Source organism: Streptomyces sp. NPDC058459 (assembly GCF_042721685.1).
Lineage (GTDB): Bacteria > Actinomycetota > Actinomycetes > Streptomycetales > Streptomycetaceae > Streptomyces.
Map to the genome: position 1 here is coordinate 1 of NZ_JBHXLV010000130.1, position 18,879 is coordinate 18,879.

General features: G+C 73.0%; 18 protein-coding genes and 3 pseudogenes. 13 read left to right on the forward strand and 8 right to left on the reverse strand.

Features of this window, described 5'->3' with window-relative positions:
• The first annotated feature begins 173 nt into the window (after window positions 1-173).
• From ACFWN1_RS22100 to ACFWN1_RS22110, 3 genes are read left to right on the forward strand one after another with little or no spacing between them, the layout of a single operon-like run.
• A complete protein-coding gene (locus tag ACFWN1_RS22100; protein WP_384364441.1) occupies window positions 174-1,538 on the forward strand; it encodes a bifunctional o-acetylhomoserine/o-acetylserine sulfhydrylase in 1,365 nt (454 codons plus the stop codon).
• A complete protein-coding gene (locus tag ACFWN1_RS22105) occupies window positions 1,535-2,683 on the forward strand; it encodes a homoserine O-acetyltransferase (RefSeq protein WP_384364489.1) in 1,149 nt (382 codons plus the stop codon). Before ACFWN1_RS22100 ends, ACFWN1_RS22105 begins: the two co-directional genes overlap by 4 nt.
• Before the next feature lie 16 nt (window positions 2,684-2,699).
• Window positions 2,700-3,488 (forward strand): N-formylglutamate amidohydrolase, encoded by a 789-nt coding sequence (locus ACFWN1_RS22110; protein ID WP_384364444.1) that lies wholly within the window; start codon window positions 2,700-2,702, stop codon window positions 3,486-3,488.
• On the opposite strand, the gene ACFWN1_RS22115 is transcribed toward ACFWN1_RS22110, so the two are convergent.
• The gene (locus ACFWN1_RS22115; protein ID WP_384364447.1) at window positions 3,485-4,348 is read right to left on the reverse strand and encodes a glutathione S-transferase C-terminal domain-containing protein; all 864 of its coding nucleotides are present in this window, start codon (window positions 4,346-4,348) and stop codon (window positions 3,485-3,487) included. The genes ACFWN1_RS22110 and ACFWN1_RS22115 overlap by 4 nt on opposite strands.
• A gap of 108 nt (window positions 4,349-4,456) precedes the next feature.
• Window positions 4,457-4,579 (reverse strand): putative leader peptide, encoded by a 123-nt coding sequence (locus ACFWN1_RS22120; protein WP_272919437.1) that lies wholly within the window; start codon window positions 4,577-4,579, stop codon window positions 4,457-4,459.
• 112 nt (window positions 4,580-4,691) lie between these two features.
• Between ACFWN1_RS22120 and ACFWN1_RS22125 the strand changes: the two genes are divergently transcribed.
• The gene (locus ACFWN1_RS22125) at window positions 4,692-5,540 is read left to right on the forward strand and encodes an alpha/beta fold hydrolase (protein ID WP_384364450.1); all 849 of its coding nucleotides are present in this window, start codon (window positions 4,692-4,694) and stop codon (window positions 5,538-5,540) included.
• A 7-nt stretch (window positions 5,541-5,547) separates the two neighbouring features.
• Here the strand turns inward: ACFWN1_RS22125 and ACFWN1_RS22130 are convergent, their stop codons facing one another.
• Together ACFWN1_RS22130 and ACFWN1_RS22135 are read right to left on the reverse strand one after the other, a co-directional pair.
• Entirely contained in the window at window positions 5,548-6,228 is a 681-nt protein-coding gene (locus ACFWN1_RS22130; protein WP_384364453.1) for a Clp protease N-terminal domain-containing protein, read from the reverse strand.
• Window positions 6,229-6,259: 31 nt separating this feature from the next.
• Window positions 6,260-6,799, reverse strand: coding sequence for a hypothetical protein (locus ACFWN1_RS22135; protein ID WP_384364456.1), 540 nt, complete (start codon window positions 6,797-6,799; stop codon window positions 6,260-6,262).
• Between the two features lie 237 nt (window positions 6,800-7,036).
• On the opposite strand from ACFWN1_RS22135, the gene ACFWN1_RS22140 reads away from it, so the two are divergent.
• The 3 genes and pseudogenes from ACFWN1_RS22140 to ACFWN1_RS22150 all read left to right on the forward strand — a co-directional run.
• Complete coding sequence (locus ACFWN1_RS22140) at window positions 7,037-7,714, forward strand: DUF1345 domain-containing protein (RefSeq protein WP_384364459.1); 678 nt, start codon at window positions 7,037-7,039, stop codon at window positions 7,712-7,714.
• Window positions 7,715-7,846: 132 nt separating this feature from the next.
• Window positions 7,847-8,116 (forward strand): annotated as a pseudogene (locus ACFWN1_RS22145) (MarR family transcriptional regulator); the annotation flags it as partial.
• An 89-nt stretch (window positions 8,117-8,205) separates the two neighbouring features.
• Window positions 8,206-8,378 (forward strand): annotated as a pseudogene (locus tag ACFWN1_RS22150) (MFS transporter); the annotation flags it as partial.
• A 35-nt stretch (window positions 8,379-8,413) separates the two neighbouring features.
• On the opposite strand, the gene ACFWN1_RS22155 reads toward ACFWN1_RS22150, so the two are convergent.
• Genes ACFWN1_RS22155 through ACFWN1_RS22165 form a run of 3 tightly spaced genes read right to left on the reverse strand, consistent with a single transcriptional unit; the run spans window position 8,414 to window position 12,272 of the window.
• Window positions 8,414-10,630, reverse strand: a complete 2,217-nt coding sequence (locus tag ACFWN1_RS22155) for a SpoIIE family protein phosphatase (protein WP_384364462.1) — start codon at window positions 10,628-10,630, stop codon at window positions 8,414-8,416.
• A complete protein-coding gene (locus ACFWN1_RS22160) occupies window positions 10,627-11,013 on the reverse strand; it encodes an STAS domain-containing protein (RefSeq protein ID WP_384364465.1) in 387 nt (128 codons plus the stop codon). Before ACFWN1_RS22160 ends, ACFWN1_RS22155 begins: the two co-directional genes overlap by 4 nt.
• A 50-nt stretch (window positions 11,014-11,063) precedes the next feature.
• Window positions 11,064-12,272 carry a phosphatidylserine/phosphatidylglycerophosphate/cardiolipin synthase family protein gene (locus ACFWN1_RS22165; RefSeq protein WP_384364468.1) on the reverse strand — a complete coding sequence of 403 codons (1,209 nt, stop codon included), beginning with the start codon at window positions 12,270-12,272 and terminating at the stop codon, window positions 11,064-11,066.
• Window positions 12,273-12,593: 321 nt separating this feature from the next.
• Between ACFWN1_RS22165 and ACFWN1_RS22170 the strand changes: the two genes are divergently transcribed.
• The 6 genes and pseudogenes from ACFWN1_RS22170 to ACFWN1_RS22195 all read left to right on the forward strand — a co-directional run bounded on the left by ACFWN1_RS22170 (window position 12,594) and on the right by ACFWN1_RS22195 (window position 18,335).
• Entirely contained in the window at window positions 12,594-13,916 is a 1,323-nt protein-coding gene (locus ACFWN1_RS22170; protein WP_384364471.1) for an aldehyde dehydrogenase family protein, read from the forward strand.
• Window positions 13,917-13,925: 9 nt separating this feature from the next.
• A pseudogene (locus tag ACFWN1_RS22175) lies at window positions 13,926-14,150 on the forward strand (hypothetical protein); the annotation flags it as partial.
• A 122-nt stretch (window positions 14,151-14,272) separates the two neighbouring features.
• On the forward strand, window positions 14,273-14,425 hold the full coding sequence (locus ACFWN1_RS22180; protein ID WP_384364474.1) for a hypothetical protein: 153 nt from the start codon (window positions 14,273-14,275) through the stop codon (window positions 14,423-14,425).
• A gap of 239 nt (window positions 14,426-14,664) precedes the next feature.
• A complete protein-coding gene (locus tag ACFWN1_RS22185; RefSeq protein WP_384364477.1) occupies window positions 14,665-15,579 on the forward strand; it encodes a CDP-diacylglycerol diphosphatase in 915 nt (304 codons plus the stop codon).
• Between the two features lie 160 nt (window positions 15,580-15,739).
• Window positions 15,740-17,821 (forward strand): MMPL family transporter, encoded by a 2,082-nt coding sequence (locus ACFWN1_RS22190; RefSeq protein ID WP_384364480.1) that lies wholly within the window; start codon window positions 15,740-15,742, stop codon window positions 17,819-17,821.
• Between the two features lie 139 nt (window positions 17,822-17,960).
• Entirely contained in the window at window positions 17,961-18,335 is a 375-nt protein-coding gene (locus tag ACFWN1_RS22195; RefSeq protein WP_384364483.1) for a VOC family protein, read from the forward strand.
• A gap of 5 nt (window positions 18,336-18,340) precedes the next feature.
• On the opposite strand, the gene ACFWN1_RS22200 is transcribed toward ACFWN1_RS22195, so the two are convergent.
• On the reverse strand, window positions 18,341-18,879 hold a 539-nt coding region (locus tag ACFWN1_RS22200), incomplete at its 5' end, for a response regulator (protein WP_384364486.1).

Below are 18,879 nucleotides of genomic sequence, written 5' to 3' on the forward strand. Positions count from 1 at the left end.
CGGCCGGACTTCTCCGGCCGGGGCACGGTCGCAAGTGGGCTCTGCTGCGGCCGTGTTGCGGGGATGTGGCGTACATGAAGTCCTCGTGTCGGGGTTCATGGCGGGCTGTCCGGAGCTGCCGGCCCGTGCTTGTCTCGTGCCCGAACCCGCGCCCGCACCGCACGAGGAGCACCATGAGCAGCCAGCCCATCGACTCGGTCACCGCCGGCCACACCCCGGACGAGCCGCCCGCCGGCCCCGACACCTCCGCCTGGTCCTTCGAGACCCGGCAGATCCACGCCGGCGCGGTCCCCGACCCGACGACCGGGGCACGCGCCACCCCGATCTACCAGACCACGTCCTTCGTCTTCCAGGACACCCAGCACGCCGCCGACCTGTTCTCGCTGGCCGAGCCCGGCAACATCTACACCCGTATCCACAACCCGACGCAGGACGTGTTCGAGCAGCGGATCGCCGCGCTGGAGGGCGGGGTCGCCGCCGTCGCGCTGGCGTCCGGGCAGGCCGCCGAGACGCTCGCCCTGCTGACCCTGGCGGGCGCGGGCGACCACATCGTCTCCAGCGCCTCGCTGTACGGCGGCACGTACAACCTGTTCCGGCACACCCTGCCGAGGCTGGGCATCGAGGTGTCCTTCGTGGCCGACCCGGACGACGCGGACGCCTGGCGGGCGGCGATCCGGCCCAACACCAAGGCGCTGTTCGCGGAGACCCTGGGCAATCCGCGCGGCAACGTGCTCGACGTACGGGCGGTCGCGGACGTGGCGCACGACGCGGGTGTGCCGCTGATCGTCGACAACACGGTGCCGACCCCGTATCTGCTGCGGCCCATCGAGCACGGCGCGGACATCGTGGTGCACTCCGCGACCAAGTTCCTCGGCGGACACGGCACCGCCATCGCGGGTGTGGTGGTGGACGCCGGCACCTTCGACTTCGGCGCGCACCCGGAGCGGTTCCCGGACTTCTCCGAGCCCGACCCGAGCTACCACGGCCTGCGGTACTGGCCGGCGCTCGGTCCGGGTGCGTTCGCGGTCAAGCTGCGGGTGCAGTTGCTGCGCGACCTGGGCCCGGCGCTCTCCCCGCACTCGGCGTTCCTGCTGCTCCAGGGCGTGGAGACGCTCAGCCTGCGCCTCGAACGGCACTCCGCCAACGCGCTGGCCCTGGCCCAGTGGCTGGAGAGCCGCGACGAGGTGGCCGCCGTCCACTATCCGGGGCTGGAGTCCAGCAAGTGGTACGAGGCCGGGCGGAAGTACCTGCCCGACGGCTCCGGCGCCGTCGTCTCCTTCGAACTGCGGGACGGGGTGGAGGCCGGCAAGAGGTTCGTGGACGCGGTGGAGCTGTTCAGCCACCTCGCCAACATCGGTGACGTACGCAGCCTGATCATCCACCCCGCCTCCACCACGCACAGCCAGCTGGACGAGGAGCAGCTGCGGGCGACCGGTACCGCGCCGGGGCTGGTCCGGCTGTCGGTGGGCATCGAGAACCTGGCGGATCTGAAGGCGGATCTGGAGGCCGGGTTCCGCGCGGCCAAGGGCGCCTCCTGAGCACCGTTCCGCGCGCCCACCCCGCCCCGCCGGCGGCGGTCACCGGCGCCTGGCGGGACGGGGACCCCGCCGGGCGCCGCCGGTGGCACTCGGCGGTCACGCCGCTGCCGCTGGAGGCGGGCGGTGAACTGCCAGACGTCCGGCTGGCGTTCGAGACCTGGGGGCGACTCGCACCGGACCGCGCCAACGCCGTCCTGGTGCTGCACGCGCTGACCGGTGACAGCCATGCGGCGGGTGCGGCCGGGCTAGGGCATCCCACGCCCGGCTGGTGGGACGCGCTGGTCGGTCCTGGCCGGGCGCTGGACACGGACCGCTGGTTCGTGGTCGCGCCGAACGTGCTGGGCGGCTGTCAGGGCAGCACCGGCCCGGCCTCTTCCCGGCCGGGCACCGACCGGGCCTGGGGCGGGGCGTTCCCGTTCCTGACCCAGCGGGACCAGGTGGCGGCGGAGGCCGGGCTCGCGGACGCCCTCGGGATCGAGCGGTGGGCGCTGGTCGTAGGCGGCTCGATGGGCGGGATGCGCGCGGCGGAGTGGGCGGTGTCGTACCCGGAGCGGGTCGGCGCGCTGCTGCTGCTGGCCACGACAGCGTCCGCCAGTGCGGAGCAGATCGCCTGGGCGCAGATCCAGCTGGGGGCCATCCGCGCCGACCCGCACTGGCGGGGCGGCGACTACCACTCCGCCGGACGCGGCCCGGTGGACGGACTCGGTCTGGCCCGCCGGCTGGCGCACGTGACCTACCGCGCCGAGGCGGAACTCCAGACCCGGTTCGGCCGGGCTCCGCAGGGCGCCGAGGACCCGTGGCACGGGGGCCGCTACCAGGTGGGCTCGTACTTGGACCATCATGCCGAGAAGCTCGTCCACCGCTTCGACGCGGGGAGTTACGTGGTGCTGACCGAGGCGATGAACGCGCATGACGTGGGGCGTGGGAGGGGTGGTGTGCGGTCGGCGCTGGCGCGGGTGCGGGCGCCCGCCCTGGTCGCCGGGGTGGACTCCGACCGGCTCTATCCGCTGTCCCAGCAGCGGGAGCTGGCCGCGCTGATCCCGTCGGCGGACGGGGTGCGGGTGGTGGAGTCGCCGTACGGGCATGACGGGTTCCTGATCGAGACGGAGCAGGTCGGCACACTGGTGGCCGAGTTGCTGCGCTGATCCCTGGGAGCCGACCGTGTCCGAGCCCTCGTTCGAGCTGCTGCCCGGTGACCCGTCGTCGCCGGTGCTGCTGCATGTACCGCATTCCTCGCGGGTGATCCCGGCGGAGGTGCGGGCGGGGCTGCTGCTCGGCGACGCGGCTCTGGAGCGGGAGCTGGACCACATCACGGACGCGCACACGGCCGGACTGGCCGAGCGGGCGGCCGCTCTGGCGGGGGTGCGGCCGTGGCGGTTCGTGAACCGGCTGTCACGGCTGGTGGTGGACCCGGAGCGGTTCCCGGACGAGCGGGAGGAGATGCGCGCCGTGGGCATGGGCGCGGTCTACACCCGCACCACGCACGGAGAGCCGCTCCGGCCCGAGGGCACCGGCCAGGAGCCGTTGGTCGAGCGGTACTTCGAGCCGTACGCCCAGGCGATCACCGACGCGGTGACGGAGCGGCTGGCCGCGACCGGGCGGGTGGTGGTGATCGACGTCCACTCCTACCCGTCCCGGCCGCTGCCGTACGAGCTGCACGGCGGGGGCCCGCGTCCGGCGGTGTGTCTGGGCACGGACGCCTTCCACACCCCGCCGGGGCTGACGGCGGCGGCGCGGTCGGCGTTCTCGCCGTACGGGAAGACGGGACTGGACAGCCCGTTCGCCGGGACGTACGTACCTCTCGCCCACTACGGCCGGGAGCGGCGGGTGAGCGCGCTGATGGTGGAGCTCCGCCGGGACACGTACATGACGGAACCCGGCGGACCACCCGGAGCGGGCCTGGACCGGCTGGCCGGTGCCCTGGCCGTACTGGTGGACGCTGTCGGCTAGCCCCTGGCGTGGGCCGTCCAGTCCAGGATCTGCACGGCGGCCCCGGCGGCTTCGAGGCCCTGGCAGCGGCCGTGGTGGCGGCGGGCGATGCCGTCGAGGTCGAGGTGGGTGCCGAAGGCGGGGTGGGCGGCGAGGCGGCGGGCGTAGGACCACAGGGCGGTGAAGCCGGTGATCCGGTGCACGGCGGAGGCGTCGAGGTGGCAGCGGTGCACGGTGTCGAGCTGGACCAGGGAGACCCAGAGGTCGATGTCGGCGGCGGTCAGCCGGCCGCCGGCGAGGTACTCCTCCTCGGTGAGCCAGCGCTCCAGCCGGCTCAGGGTTTCGAGGAGCACGTCGAGCGCGGCGGCCCGCCCGGCCGGGTCCTCGTCGGCGCGGCCCGCCCGCTGCGCGGCCTGTTCGATGCCCTCGGCGCAGAGCCGTTCCACGGCGTCGATGGTGGACTCCCAGCCGAGGGGCCGCAGCGGGGCACCGTCGGCGCGCGGGAAGAGGTCCAGGTCACGCAGGATGTCGGGGGCGTGGGTGCTGACGAGGCGCCCGGACCAGGCGTCGCTGAGCACGGGGGCGTGCGCGGGTCCGGAGTAGCGGTGGGCGCTCGCCTCGTAGAGCGGCTGGAGCGCGGCGTGCCCGCCGTCCGGGGCGTCGGGGACGGCGGGGAGCCAGGTGACCGGACAGCTCGCGTCGAGGCCGAGCAGGCGGTGGCCGATGGCGAGGCGCAGTCCGTCGGGGTCGGCGGTGGAGAGGTGGAGCCGGTAGCGGTGCGGCACGGCGTAGTGGCCGCTGCGGGCGTCCTGGCCGAGCCGCCCACGGAAGGCGGAACTGTGCCGGACGGTCGGCAGGGCGGTCGGCGCGGTGATGGGCATACGTACGTCTCCCCAGAGGCGAGGGCGCGCGGGCGCGCCTGCGGGAACAGCGGCGGCTGAGAGGGCGAGGAGGTGTGAGGAAAGCGCTCGGACGGGCTAAGGCCCAGGTCAGTGGCGCGGTCCGATGGCGCTGCACACGCGCAGCAGGTCGATGTGCAGGCGGGAGGTGAGGAGGGGCGCGCGCCACGGCGTGCGGCCGCTGCGGCCGGTCACCGTCTCCAGGCGCGTCATGCGTCCCCACCCCGTTCGCTGGACTTCCCCGACTTGGAGTGTCGGCCCGGCCCGGACGCCGCGTCAAGAGGGCGTCCACTCCTGGGACAAGCCCTTACGTACCATCACCCTCATGAGCCAGATCCTTTCGATCGCCCGCCCCGACAGCGTCCGGAGCGTGCGCCTGGACACCGCCCGGGGTACGTTCGCCGCGTTCACGGCCGCTCCCCCGGACGGTGTCCCGCGCGGTACGGCTCTGCTGGTACCGGGCTTCAACGGCAGCAAGGAGGACTTCCTGCCGCTGCTGCCGGGGCTGGCCGAGGCGGGCTACCGGGTCGTCGCCATCGACCAGCGGGGCCAGTACGAGACGGGCCCCGCGTCCGAGGCGCCGTCGTACGCGCCCGAGGATCTGGCGTCGGACGTGATCGCACTCGCGGCGGTGCTGGGTGGCCCGGTGCGGCTGGTGGGCCACTCCTACGGCGGGCTGGTGTCACGCCTGGCCGTACTGAACTCCCCTTCTCCCGCTATTACTTGGGCCTCGCTCACGCTGCTGAACTTCGGCCCGGCAGCCGTGTCCGAGCCGACGCGAGGCCGGCTGGAACTCCTGCTGGACGCCCTGCGCACGACCCCGGTCCCCCAGCTGTGGCCGTTCCTCCGCCCGGAGGACGGCGGAGTACCCGAGGAAGTGCTCACCTTCCTCTCGGACCGCTGGTCCCGCAACGCCCCGGAGGCCCTCCGCCTGGCCGCCGAGCGGATGCTCACCGAACCGGACCGCAGCGCGGCGCTCCGCGCTTGCGGCGTCCCCGCCTCGGTCGTCTTCGGCACCCCGGAGGAGACCTGGCCGGAGCGCGAAGCGGCCGCGATGGCACGCGAGCTGGGCGCCCGCTACACGGAGATCATGGGCGGCGGGCACTCGCCGAACGTGTACGAACCAGCGGCCGTGATCGAGGCGTTGACAGGTTTCTGGGACTCCCTGACCTGACGTGCCGTCAGTGTCCGCCGCGCGCGGCGACCGTCTCGCGCAGCTCGTCCGGCGTGAAGCCCAGCTCGCGCATGATCCGGGCGGCGGGGCTTGCCTCGACCCGGATCAGACCCAGCAGCAGGTGCTCGGTGCCGACCCGGTCGTGACCCAGCTCGGCCGACGCGTTCCGCGCCTGCTCGATGGCCGCCTTGCTCTCCTCCCGGAAGGCGATGTGCCCCCGGAGCGCCTTCGCCCCGGCCGGGGGCAGCGCCTCCGCGACCGCGTCCCGGACGCGCTGCTCCGACCCGGCCTTCGCCACCAGCACCTCGTACGCCAGCCCCTGGGACTCCCCGAGGAGCCCGAGCAGCAGGTGTTCGGTGCCGATGGAGTCGTGCCGGTGCGTCCGCGCGGCCTCCTGCGCCAGCACGATGCCGTGCCGGTTCGGCTCGGTGAACCGTTCGAACGCCGTGGGCGCGTGCCGTTGCTGGGCGGCCTGCTTGGACACCCCGATGGCGTCCCCGATCTCGGTCCAGGACGCGCCGGACCGCTTGGCCTTGCTCACGTAGTGGTCGATGAGCTGATCCCCGAGATCGGACAGCGTCTGCGCCCGCAGCCTTGCCTCACTGATGCGGGCGAGGTCTCCGGCGCCGGGGAGTTCTTCGTCGAGGCGGGCGATCAGGTCGGCGAGATGGATGTCGAGTGGACTCATGCGTCAAGATTAAGTTGACGTTCTGTTGCCGTCAAGATGTGATTGACGGTCGGTGGCAGGGTGCGGCGGGCGCCGCCGCCGTCGCTCGGCGGTTCGGCCCGGATCGTGGCCGGCCGGCATACCTTCGCCTTGCTCCTCGCCGGGTACGGGGCCCGGGGCGGGCGGCGAGTGCCGTGCACAGGGCCGCGAGAGGAAGTTCCGCGACCACGGCCATGGCGACGGCGCGGGCCAGTTCCGGGCCCGGCGCGGAAATGGCGAGGTCCCCGCAGGCGTCGGCCAGGAGGAGCAAGGCGGCGGCGGCAGCGGGGGCGCGGTGACGGGTACCGTCGCGCAGCAGACGGCTCCCCGCGGTGAGCAGTGCGGCGGCCTCCAGTGCGTCGAGGGCCACCCAGGCGGCGGCCTCGGCGGGCGGCAGGGTGCCCGCGAGGTAGCCGAGCCAGGGCAGCAGGGCGAGTCCGGCGCCGACGAGTATCCGGCCGTGAGCTGCGCTGCTCGGGAGGGCGTAGGAGGCGAGGGCCACGTCGGAGGTCCCTTCCGGGATCGGGAACCCGACCGTCGGGCTCGTGATCAACCTTCTGGTGTCCGCTGAGCCGTGTCGGTAACACCTCTGTCCGTCCTGAGGTGGCACTGGCTGCACCCCGCCCACGGATGGCGGGACGAGACCGACGGCCGGAGTGCGGGACCGTGGTGAGGCCGTCGCGTTCGAGGTCCGGTCGCCTGAGAACGGTCGCGGCTCCACGGCTGGGGCCGCGCGAGACCCTATCGTCACCCAGGGCCGCGAATACGACCCGACGCAGAGAGGCTCCCGGTGCAGCACTGGCTCTCCGAACGACGCCGGGCCACGGCGAGCGTGCTCGTCGCGGCCTGCACCGCGGCGGTCCTCTCCCTGCTCGTCCTCACCGGCCACACGGCGGGACTCTCGGCCGGGGACATCGGCGTACTGGCGCTGTTCGCCTATCTGCTGCCCTACCTCGCGCTCACGCTCGGCGCCTTCTCCACCGCCTCCCCCGAGCGCATCCGGACCTGGGCCGAGCGGGAGAGCCGGGGCACCGTGCTCCAGCGGTACGTCATCGGCACCGCGCCCGGTCCGGGGGTGTCGCTCTTCATCGCGGCGGCCGCGCTGGCGGTCGCGGTGGTGTGGCTCCCCGGCCACCTCGGAACCACGTTCCCCGTGATCCCCCGCGTCCTGGTCGCACTCGCGCTCGTCGCGGTCGCCTGGGTCTGCGTGGCCGTGTCCTTCGCGGTCACCTTCCAGGCCGACGACATCGTGGAGGGCGGCGGCGCCCTGGACTTCCCCGGCTCCGAGTCCCCCGTCTGGGGCGACTACGTGTACTTCGCCCTGTCGGTCATGACGACCTTCGGCGCGACCGACGTGAGCGTGGTCTCGCTGCCGATACGGCGTACGGTCTCGGCGAACTCGGTCATCGCGTTCGTCTTCAACACCGTGACGGTGGCGAGCCTGGTCTCCGCGCTGACGGCGGGCTGAACACCCCGCGCCGACCGCTGTCTCCGCAGCCCGGCGCAGGACCCCCGGACCCCCGGCGCCCTGCGGGAGAACCCCGGCCGCGCGACACGCCGCGTATCGCGCGGTCTGGACTGCGCAAGTCGGTCTGTACACATGACCGACATCGCTGACACCGCCGGTGTGTCCGAATCCGCTGTGCGTGCGGCGCACGAGTTCCGGGTGGTGGTCAGCCGGCCGCGGCGGCGGATGCGGGAGAGTTACGACCCCGGTGATCTGACGCCGTCGCGGACGTCCGTGCTGAGCCGGCTCGACAAGGACGGGGAGGCGTCGGTCAGTGAGCCTGCCGCCGCGGAGCGGGTGCGGCACCAGTCGGTGGCCGTGACCGCGGCCGTCCTGGAGGAGCGGGGGCTCGTGTCCCGGCAGGACCGGGTCGTGCGCTCGTGACCCCGCGGCAACCGCTCCCCCGCGAGGCAGGGAAGAGCGACGGCTTCGACCGGCGTCCGCCCGCCCCGATGATGCCGGGTTCCGTGCTCAACCCGGTCAACTCCTCCGTCCTCTCGGTCTCCCTGGCGCCGATCGGCGCCGCCTGTTCCTGACGGGCACGGCAGTCACCGGTGTCTCGGGCGTGGCGGGGATGCTCGCCCCGAATCTCGGAGTGCTCATCGCGGCCCGCGTGATCCTCGGCACCGCCCGCACCGGACCCGCCCCCCGGCCGGACCGCTAGGAGTCCACGGGTCCGGTCGCCGTGAGGACGAGGACGGCCTGGTCGTCGTCGATGTCATGGCCGCCGGTGAAGACACGCATGGCGTCGGTCAGCGTGTCGATGAGGTGCCGCGCGGCCGGTGTCCGCGGGGACCCGGCCAGGGCCTCGGCCATGCGTTCCTCGCCGAACTGCTCGCCGGCCGGCGAGCGGGCCTCGGTGAGTCCGTCGGTGTAGAGCAGGAGGCTCTCTCCCGGGCGCAGCCGGACCTGACGCGGGCTGACCCGCGGGTCGGGGGCGACGCCGAGGAGGAGTCCGGACGCGTTCACGGCGCGGACCGTGTGCCCGGTGTCGAGGACGAGCGGTGCGGTGTGCCCGGCCCGGATCAGCTCGATGTCCAGACCGTCCGGGGTCGGGGTGAACTGCCCGTAGACGAGCGTGACGAAGCCGGTGCCGTGGCTGCCGGGGCGGTCGCACAGCGCCCGGTTGACGGCCTCGACCACGGCCTGCGGGCCGGGCAGCAGCGGTGCGACGGCACGGGCGGTGTGCCGGACCAGGGCGGTGGTGGTCGCGGCGGTCGCGCCACGGCCGCAGACGTCGCCGAGCATGAACGCCCACCGGCCGTCCCGCAGCGGGAAGACGTCGTAGAAGTCCCCGCCGATGTCGAGTCCCTCGCCGGCGGGGTGGTAGTAGGTGGCCACGTCGGCGCCGGGCACATCGGGTACGCCGGGCAGCAGCAGACCGGCCTGGAGGTCGCGGGCGAGGGTGACCCGGTGGGTGTACTGGCGGGCGTTGCGGGCGGCGGCGGAGGCCCGGCGGGCGAGTTCCTCGGCGAGCGCGACGGTGTGTCCGTCGAAGCTGTGGTCACCGATGCTGAGCAGGGTCATGGTGCCGACGGTGTCGCCGCGGTCGAGCAGCGGGACGCACAGATAGCCGGTGACGCCGAGGTCGTGCCAGGGCCCCGGCCCGGTGGGCGTACGGCGGGCCACCTCGCTGACCCCGGAGGCGAGGACCCGGGCCACCGCGTCGTCGGCGGCGTCGTAGACCGGGATGTGGGAGGCCAGCAGGGCGGCGCGCCCGGCGTCCGGGGCGGCTGTCGCGATGCGGCGTACGCGGCCGGACTCCACGATGTCGACCGCGCACAGCGGTGCAAGGGCGGGGCTGCAGGCGTCGGCGAGGCGCTGGAAGGTCTGGGCGGTGTCCAGGTCGTGGGCGAGGGAGGTGCTGGCGTCCAGCAGGAAGGCGAGGTCGGCGCGGGCGGCCTTCTCGCGGGCCTCGGCGGCCTGCCGGGCCTGCTCGGCCTGGTGGCGTTCGATGGCCAGGGCGGCGGTCTTCGCGAAGATCCGGGCGAGCGCGAGGTCGTTGTCCTGCGGCGAGCGGGGTGTGCGGTGGTACATGGCGAAGGTGCCGAGCAGCGATCCGTCGCGGGCCAGCACGGGGGTGGACCAGCAGGCCGCGAGTCCGGCCTTCCGGGCCAGCTCCCGGAAGTCGGTCCAGTACTCGTGCGTGGCGATGTCGGAGACGATCACGCTCTGCCGGCGGTGGGCGGCCGTACCGCAGGAGCCCACGCCGTCACCGGCGGCGATGCCGTCGATGGCCTGGTTGTAGAAGTCGGGGAGGCTGGGGGCGGCGCCGTGGCGCAGGTGGCGGCCGTCGGCGTCGGCGAGCAGCACCGAGACCAGCACCTCCTCGGGCGCCAGGTCCTCGATGACCCGTGCCATGCCGTGCAGCACGTCGCTCAGCGGGGCCTGGCGGGCGATCTGCTCCAGCAGCGCCGCCTGCTCGGCGGTGAGCCGCTGGGCCTGCCGCACCTGGGTGGTCTCGACGCCGATGACGCGTACGCCGGTCACATTGCCACCGGCGTCGAGCCGAGGCTCGTAGGTGAAGTCGAAGAACATCTCGCGCGCGCCGGCGCCGGAGCCGAGCACGACCCGGCGGTCCCGGCCGGTGACGGAACGGCCGGTGCGGAACACCTTGTCCAGCAGGGCGATGAGGCCCTGCTCGGCCAGTTCCGGCATCAGTTCCGCGAGCGGCAGGCCGGTGCGGGCGCGCTCCGCGTCGCCGATCGCGGCGAAGAACGCCGGGTTCGCCGACTCCAGCATGTGCGCCGGTCCGGCGAGGGAGGCGAACACGGACGTGGAGTGCCCGAACAGCGCCCGCAGATCGTCGTCCAGGCCGGTCGGGGCCACCACCGGCCCGCCGGACTCGGGTTCGTTCAGCCCCGGTACGAGCGTCATGCGCTCCGCTCCTCGTTCTGTTGATCCGCTTCGACGTCGCCACGTCCGTGCGAGCCTGCGGCAAGGGCCTCAGCAGCGTCCATGTGCACGGAGAAGAGCTGATCCAAACCTGTCAAGTTGAACAGACGCGACACCGAGGCGGGTACGGCCGCCAGCCGGAGCGCCCGCTGCTCGGCGGTGAGCCGCTGGTAGAGACGGAGCAGGGCGCTGATCCCGGAGGAGTCGCAGAAGGTCAGTGCGGCACAGTCGACCACGACCGGCAACGACCCCTTCGACCTGGCGAGTTCGTCGTCGGCAGCCTCGTGCAGTTGCACCACGCTGTCGAAGTCCAGCTCCCCGGACAACACGAACAGCACGCCCAGCGCGTGCTGTCTGACTTCCACCGAGAACACCCTCAGCTGCCTTCCTTCCGGCTACCGCCGTCCGCCCTTCGTCACAGGAAGCGTCTCACGGGGGTGACCGCGGCCTCCTTCAGGCGCTGGAACGCCGCCCTGCGCCGCCATCTGGCCAGGTCGATGGCCACGCTCTGTTCCAGGTCCGCGTCGTAGTCCCGGTCGAGGGACGCGGTGAACTCCTCGTCCAGCACGGCGAGCATGATCTCCTCGTCGTGGTCCATCGAGCGGCGGTTGAAGTTGGTGGAGCCGATCAGGGACGCCACCGAGTCCACGGTGATGATCTTGGCGTGCATCATCGTCGGCTGGTACTGGCGGATCTCGACGCCGGCGCCCAGCAGCTTGGTGTAGTGGTGCTGTCCGGCCAGCTGGCAGGCCCGCTGGTCGGTGTGCGGGCCGGGCAGCAGGATCTGCACCTCGACGCCCCGGCGGGCGGTGCGGCACAGCAGGTCGATGAAGTAGTCGTCCGGGGCGAAGTAGGCCGTGGCGAGACGGAAGCGTTCCTCGGCGGAGGAGAGCATGACCCGGATGAGGGTCTGCATGTCCTGCCACCCGATGCTGGCCGAGCCGCGCACGACCTGGACGACGGAGTCGCCGATCTGCTCGTGCTCGGTGAAGCGGTCGCGGTCGTCGAAGAGTTCGTCGTGGCACTCGGCCCAGTTCTGGGCGAAGGCGGCGGCGATCCCGTCGACCGCCGGTCCGCGCACCTGGACGTGGGTGTCGCGCCACTCGCCCGGGTTGCGGGCGTCGCCGCACCACTCCTCCGCGATGCCGACGCCGCCGGTGAAGGCGGTGTCCTCGTCCACGATCAGTGCCTTGCGGTGGCAGCGGTGGTTCTGCTTGAAGGGGGAGAGCCATACGGGCTTGCGGAACCAGGCCACTTGGACCCCGGCGGTGTCCATCAGGTCCAGCAGCGCCGGCTCGATCTGCTTGGCGCCGAAGCCGTCGAGCAGCAGCCGTACCCGTACTCCGTCCCGCGCCCGGTCGGCGAGGGCGGCGGCGAAGTCGTGGGCGATCTGGCCCCGCCAGTACACGAAGGTCATCATGTCGATGGTGTGCCGGGCCGAGCCGATCGCGTCCAGCATCGCGGGGAAGATGGCGCTGCCGTTGCGCAGCGGGATCAGCTCGTTCCCCTCGGTCGCGGCCACTCCTATCAGCCGCTCCAGCCGGCGGCGCAGGCGCTGCTTACGGGCGTCCGCGTCCCGTGCGCCGCCGGGGGCGAGAGCTGCCGGTATGCCGTCGGGGCTCACAGCGAATCTCCTGTCGTGGTCGGTGTCCGAAGCGAACCTTAACCGCCCGGAATGCCACCCGGGTCCGTGACGGACCGTCAGGCGGCGTCACGCGCGCCCAGAGGAAGTCGGTGCGCCCTCGGAGTCGGGTGCCGTGGCGGAGGGTGATCGGCATCAGGCCACCGGGGGCGTCCGCCTCGACGGCGCGTCACCCCGCACCGGCGGCGGCCGGCGTCGCCGTCGGCGCGCCGTGATCCACGTCATTCCAGGCAGTGCGCGGAATTCGTTCCGCTCCCTGAAAGGTTGGTGTTTACATCTGATCATCGAGGATGCGAGGCACCCGTGACCCACTCCCCCACCGAGCGGCCCGCCGACACCGTGGCCCGGCTGCGCGGTACCTTCCGTACCGGCCGGACGAAGTCCGTCGAGTGGCGCAAGGAGCAGCTGCGCCGCCTGCGGGCGATGCTCACCGAGCGCGGCGCCGAACTCGCCGCCGCGCTCCACGCCGACCTGGGCAAGAGCGCCAGCGAGGCCCGCCGTACGGAGATCGACTTCACGGTCCGCGAGATCGACCACACCCTGGCCCACCTGGACGAGTGGCTGCGCCCCGAGCCGGCCCCGGTCCCCGCGCACCTCGGCGCCGACGCCACCGCATGGACGCAGTACGACGCGCTCGGTGTCGTCCTCGTCATCGCGCCCTGGAACTATCCGGCCCAGCTCCTGCTCGCCCCCGTGGTCGGCGCCCTCGCCTCGGGCAACGCGGTCGTGGCGAAGCCGAGCGAACTGGCCCCGGCCACCTCCGCCGCGCTGGCCGAGCTGATCCCGGCCTACCTCGACACCGACGCCGTCGCCGTGGTCGAGGGCGGCATCCCGGAGACCACGGCCCTGCTGGCCGAGCGCTTCGACCACATCTTCTACACCGGCAACGGCACCGTGGGCCGTGTCGTCATGCGTGCGGCGGCCGAGCACCTCACCCCGGTCACCCTCGAACTCGGCGGCAAGTCACCGGCGTTCGTCGACCGGGGCACCGACCTCGACGTGGTCGCCGACCGGCTGGCCCGCGGCAAGTTCCTGAACGCCGGGCAGACCTGCGTCGCCCCCGACTACGTCCTCACCGACCCGGAGACCGCCCCCGCACTGGAGACGGCGCTCGTCCGCGCGATCGAGGGCCTCTACGGCACCGACCCGGCGGCCTCGCCCGAGTACGGCCGGATCGTCAACGAGCGCCACTTCGACCGCCTTTCCGGCCTGCTCGACTCCGGCCGGGTGGCGGTCGGCGGGGACAGCGACCGTAGGACCAAGTACATCGCCCCGACCGTCCTGGCCGACGTCGCGCCCGAGGCGCCCGTCATGCGGGAGGAGATCTTCGGACCCATCCTCCCGATCGTCACCGTGCCGGACCTGGACGCGGCAGTGGACTTCATCAACGACCGCGACAAGCCCCTCGCGCTGTACGTCTTCACCGACTCCGGCACCACCCGCGACCGCATCGCCGCCGAGACCTCTTCCGGCGGCCTCGGCCACGGCCTCCCCCTCGCCCACCTCACCGTCTCCGACCTCCCCTTCGGCGGCGTCGGCGAGAGCGGCATGGGCAACTACCACGGCCGCTACTCCCTGGACACCTTCAGCCACCGCAAGGCCATCCTGAACAAGCCGCTGGCCTGAGGCGTGTCGCGCGGCGGGCGATGGGCCGACCACCGGAGGGTGATCAACGGGATCTTGTCCCGTGCGCGGACGGGGCTCCCGAGCATGGTGGGCGTCGACTCGACGTCCTGCCGTGCCCACCTGCCCGCCGCCGGCGACCGCGGGGAGGCTCCGCGGACACCGAAGCTCCCTGCGCACCGTCGCCGCCGTGGGAGCGGAGGCGGCCGCCCCGTCGGCTTCGACAAGGAGCAGTACAACGCTGGGGCGAGGGCGCGGCCCGCCTGCTGCCTCTCCTGCTGGCCGGCCGCACCGCGGGCCCGGTCTTCGTCACCGCCCGCCGGGCCCCTGCTGCCACACCCCCGGCCGACCGCTGCCCGTTGACCGGTCGCGGCCGGCTCTCCTACCGCCGGGCGGCGGAACTCTTCACCAGCGCGACCAGGCCCCTGGACCCGTCCGGCCGGGGCTGGACCCTGCTGGCCCTGCGGGACCGGCCGGCGACGGCCGCCGGGCAGAACTCGACCTCCACTTGATCTTGGCAGGAGATGTACAGAAGCATGCACGATCCATCGGGTTCAGCTTCCTGATCATCGCCGCTCGGGGCGGTACGCCACTCGGGCGGGCAGGGCCGGGCGGCTCTCCGGCATCGCCGATGCCGCGTACCGCCGCCCCCGCCCTCACTCGTTCGGCCGGTGGGTACATCGCCGCAGATCGACTTCCGGGACCTACCCTGCAGAAACCCCAGCCAGCGGTCGTCCCCCGGAGATCAGACATGACTGACCAGCAGAACGCGAACGAGCTACCCCGGCGTCAATTCGTCGCACTCTCCGGAGCCGCAGGTGCCGGAACGCTGCTGACCGGGGCGGCGGCGTTGAGCGGCGGGACGGCCGTGGCGGCGGGCGGTACCGGCCCGACTCCCGGCACGTGCCCCACCACGCCTCCCCCGCCCGGCGGCGCGAGCCCGTGTCCCCCCGCCCAGCTCCAGGGCATCTGCGGCCGGCCCACGGACAACGAGCCGCTGTGGAACGACGTCCAGTACTGCGTCAGCGGGAAGGTTCCCCCGTCGGGGCAGAAGCCGGACTGCCTGAAGATGACCCCGAACTACATCGTGCTGCGCGGGAAGCCGCAGAGCACGAAGAACTACCTCCTGGTGCCGACATGCCGCATCACGGGGATCGAATGCCCGTTCCTGGAGACCAGCGGCGTCGCGAACTACTGGCACGAGGCGTGGGAGACCGCGCGCGGCGGCGGAAGCGTCCCCGTGCAGTCCACGTACATCGGGCTGGGGATCAACTCGCAGGGCGCCCGCCGGCTCGACCAGCTCCACATCCACCTGGCCGGTGTCCGGCCGAGCACGCAGCGGCGGCTCCAAGATCTGGAGGCGCAGGGCCGCATGGCCACGTCTCCGTCGCAGTGGGCGGCCCCGGCCAACCACGCCCCCATCTCGGGCACGGGAGGTGACCGGGAGTACCGCATCCTCCGGCTGCCCAACCTGACGGCCAACCTGTTCGACCTGGTGTACCGGAACGTGGCGCGGCCGAACTCCCTGAGCATGGCGGACCAGACCATCATCGTGGTCCCGAAGATCACGGCGACCGGCTTCGCCAACGCCTTCTACGTCCTCAACAGCGACAACTCGCTCCACGACGGCACGAGCACCTGCGACCGCCTGCTCGTGTACAGCTGACGGGCACGGGGGACGACGGGGCTCCGGGCCGGTGCCGCCATACGAGTCAATCCGGGTCCTCGCACCGATCCGCGCGGGGCGGCGGCGTCGGATCACCGTCGATGAGGTCGAGCATCCTTGCACTCGGCGCCGTGCTCGTCCCCATGCGTGAGGTGATGTCGTGCGCTCGTTCCGCGAGCAGTTCGTGGTGGCGCGGTTCCCGGTGTTCGTCGTGGCCGCCTGGCTGGTCGTGGCCGTGTGCACGGCCGCCTTCCCCGGCCGGCTCGCCTCGGTGGCGGCGCAGCGGCCGACGATGACGCTGCCCGCCACGGCCGAGTCCAGCCGCGTGGCGGAGGAACTCGGCCGAGGTGGACCGGCCGTGGGGCCGCCGGTCGTGTTGGTGTGGGAGGCGGTGGCGGGGCAGGCCACGGGCAGGCGGTTGAGCCCGGCGGCCGCACAGCAGGTCCTCGGCGCGCTGCCCCGTTCCGCCGGGTCCGCCGGCCCCGTGACCTCCTCGGCCGACGGCCGGGCTCTCGTGGGAGTCGTCACGCTCGCCGACCCGGACGAGTCACGGCTCCGGCCCGCTCTGGAGCGCGTCAGGAAGATCGCGGGCGCACTGCCGGACAGCAGGGTGCGGCTGGCCGGTCCGGCGGCGGCGCAGGCCGACCTGCAGACGTCGTTCGAGGGCATCGACGGCAGCCTGCTGATGATCGCGCTGGCCGCGGTCGCCGCCATTCTGTTCCTCGTCCACCGCAGCGTCCTGCTGCCCCTCGTGGTGGCCGCCTCCGGGATCATCGCGCTGACCCTGTGCAGTGCGGTGCTGTACGCGCTGGGGACCCGGGGCGTGGTGACGGTCGACGGGCAGGTGCAGGGCATCCTCTCGGTGCTGGTCATCGGCGCGACGACGGACTACGGCCTGCTCCTGCTGGCGCGGTATCACGAGCACGCGCCGGAGATGTCGGCCCGGGACGCCATGTGGACGGCTCTGCGGGCGAGTTGGGCGCCCATCACGGCGAGCGCGGCGACGGTGGCCTGCGCCATGGTCGCCCTGCTCCTCAGCGCCCTCCCCGCCAACCGTTCCCTCGCCCTGGCCGGTGCGGTGGCGATGGCCTGCTGTGTGCCGGCCGCGCTCACCTTCGTACCGGCCGCCGTACTCCTCGGCCCCCGTGCGATGTTCTGGCCCCGTGGGCCGCACTCCGGGCGGTCCGGCGGGCGGGTCTGGTCGCTGGTGTCGGCCGTGGTCGAGCGGCACGCGCGTCCGGTGTGGACGGTGGGCTGCGTGGTGCTCGCGGGCTGCGCGGCGCTCGCCGTACTGCTGGCACCCGGTGGCCTGCCGCTGGGCCAGGCCCTCGGGGCGCGGGCGCCCTCGGTGCTCGCCCAGTCGGCTCTGGAGGCTCGTTTTCCGGCGGGGACCGGCAGCCCGGCCGTGGTCGTGGCCGACGCCGACGGCGCCGCACGGATGCGGCAGCGGGTCGCCGCCACGGCGGGCGTCGCCCGGACGGACCTCGTGCCGACCGGGGACCCGGCCCGCACGGCCGTCGCGGCCACCCTGGACAGCGCCCCGGACAGCGCACGCGCCCAGCGGACTGTCGGCCGCCTCCGCGCCGCCGCGGGCGCCCGCGCCCAGGTCGGCGGTCAGCCGGCGCAGGTCTACGACATGCAGCGGGCGGCCGAGCAGGACCGCACCCGGGTACTGCCCGCCGTCCTGGTGATCGTGCTCCTGCTGCTGCTCGGACTGCTGCGCAGTATCGCGCTGCCGGTCGTGCTCGTCGTCGTCGCCGTGGCCAACTTCCTGGCCGCGCTCGGCATCTCGGCGCTGATCTTCTCCGTGGCCTTCGGTTCGGCCGCGACGGAGCCGTCCCTGATCCTCTTCTCCTTCGTCTTCCTCATCGCGCTCGGGGTGGACTACAACATCTTCCTCATGCACCGCGTCCGCCGTGAGTCCCTGCTCGCGGGGCAGCGGACCGGCACGCTGCGGGGACTCCGCGCCACGGGCAACGCGATCAGTTCGGCGGGGGTGGTGCTCGCCGTCACCTTCGCCGCGCTGACCATCATGCCGCTGCGCTATCTCGCGCAGATCGGCATCATCGTCGCCGTGGGCGTCCTTCTCGACACCCTGTTCGTCCGCCCGCTCCTCCTCCCGGCCTTCACCGTCGACACGGGCCCCTGGCTGTGGTGGCCGACGAAGCCGCCGCCGCCCGGCCCCCGCCCGTCCGGCGTCGGCGAGCAGCAGCGGTCGCGGCCGGAGATGGCCGGGGTCTGACACCGGCGCCAGGGTCTGACACCGGCGCTCATGACTCGGGCGCTCCGCGCGGTGAGCGGCACCGAATGACCTGGTGGATGCGGGCCGGCGGGCCTGACCCGGTGGGATGGTTCACCGGGGGAGCGGGCAGGGATGGGGCATGACGACATCGCTCGCTGCCATCGTGCTCGGCACCCCCGAACCGCTCGCGCTCGCCGACTTCTACAGCGCGCTGCTCGGCTGGGAGGTGGCCGACCGGGACCACGACTGGGTCCGGCTCAGGGCTCCGGAGCGCGAACGCCCCAGCCTGAGCTTCCAGTTGGAGAAGAACCATCGTCGGCCGGCGTGGCCGGCCGGCCCCGATGACCAGCAGCCGTTGGCACACCTCGACATCCAGGTGGACGACCTCGCCGCGGAGACCGAGCGCGCGTGCGCCCTGGGCGCGACGGTGGAGGAACACCAGCCGCAGGACGACGTACGCGTGCTGCGCGACCCCCACGGGCACCTGTTCTGCCTCTTCCTCCAGGGCGCCTGAGCGGTTCAGGCGCGGGGCGGGCGGGTGGCGGTCTCCAGGTAGAAGGCGTCGATGCTCTGGACGGCCTGCTCGAACTCCGCCAGGTTCACGGGCTTGGTCACGTAGGCGTTGGCGTGGCTGTGGTAGGCGCCGGTGACGTCCTCCGGGGCGGAGGACGTGGTGAGGACGACGACGGGGATGGTCTGCAGCTCCTCGTCCGCCTTCAGGACCTGGAGCAGCTCACGCCCGTTCATGCGGGGCATGTTGAGGTCGAGCACGATGAGGTCGGGACGCCTGCTGTCCGGGGAGCGCAGGTGTTCCAGCGCGGCGACTCCGTCGGTGACCTGGACCAGGTTGCGTGCGCCGCGCTCGGAGAGGGCCTCCTCGATGAGGAGGGCGTCGGCGACGTCGTCCTCGACGAGCAGGACGTCGAAGGGGCGGGTGGGGGTGGTCATCATCGGGTGCTCCGTCGGTGCTTCATTGGAGTGGGTGAAGAGTCCCGGCCAGCGGCGACGGGCGCCCTGGCGCGTCATGTCGCTGGCCTCGCCGATCTGGGGATAGCCGG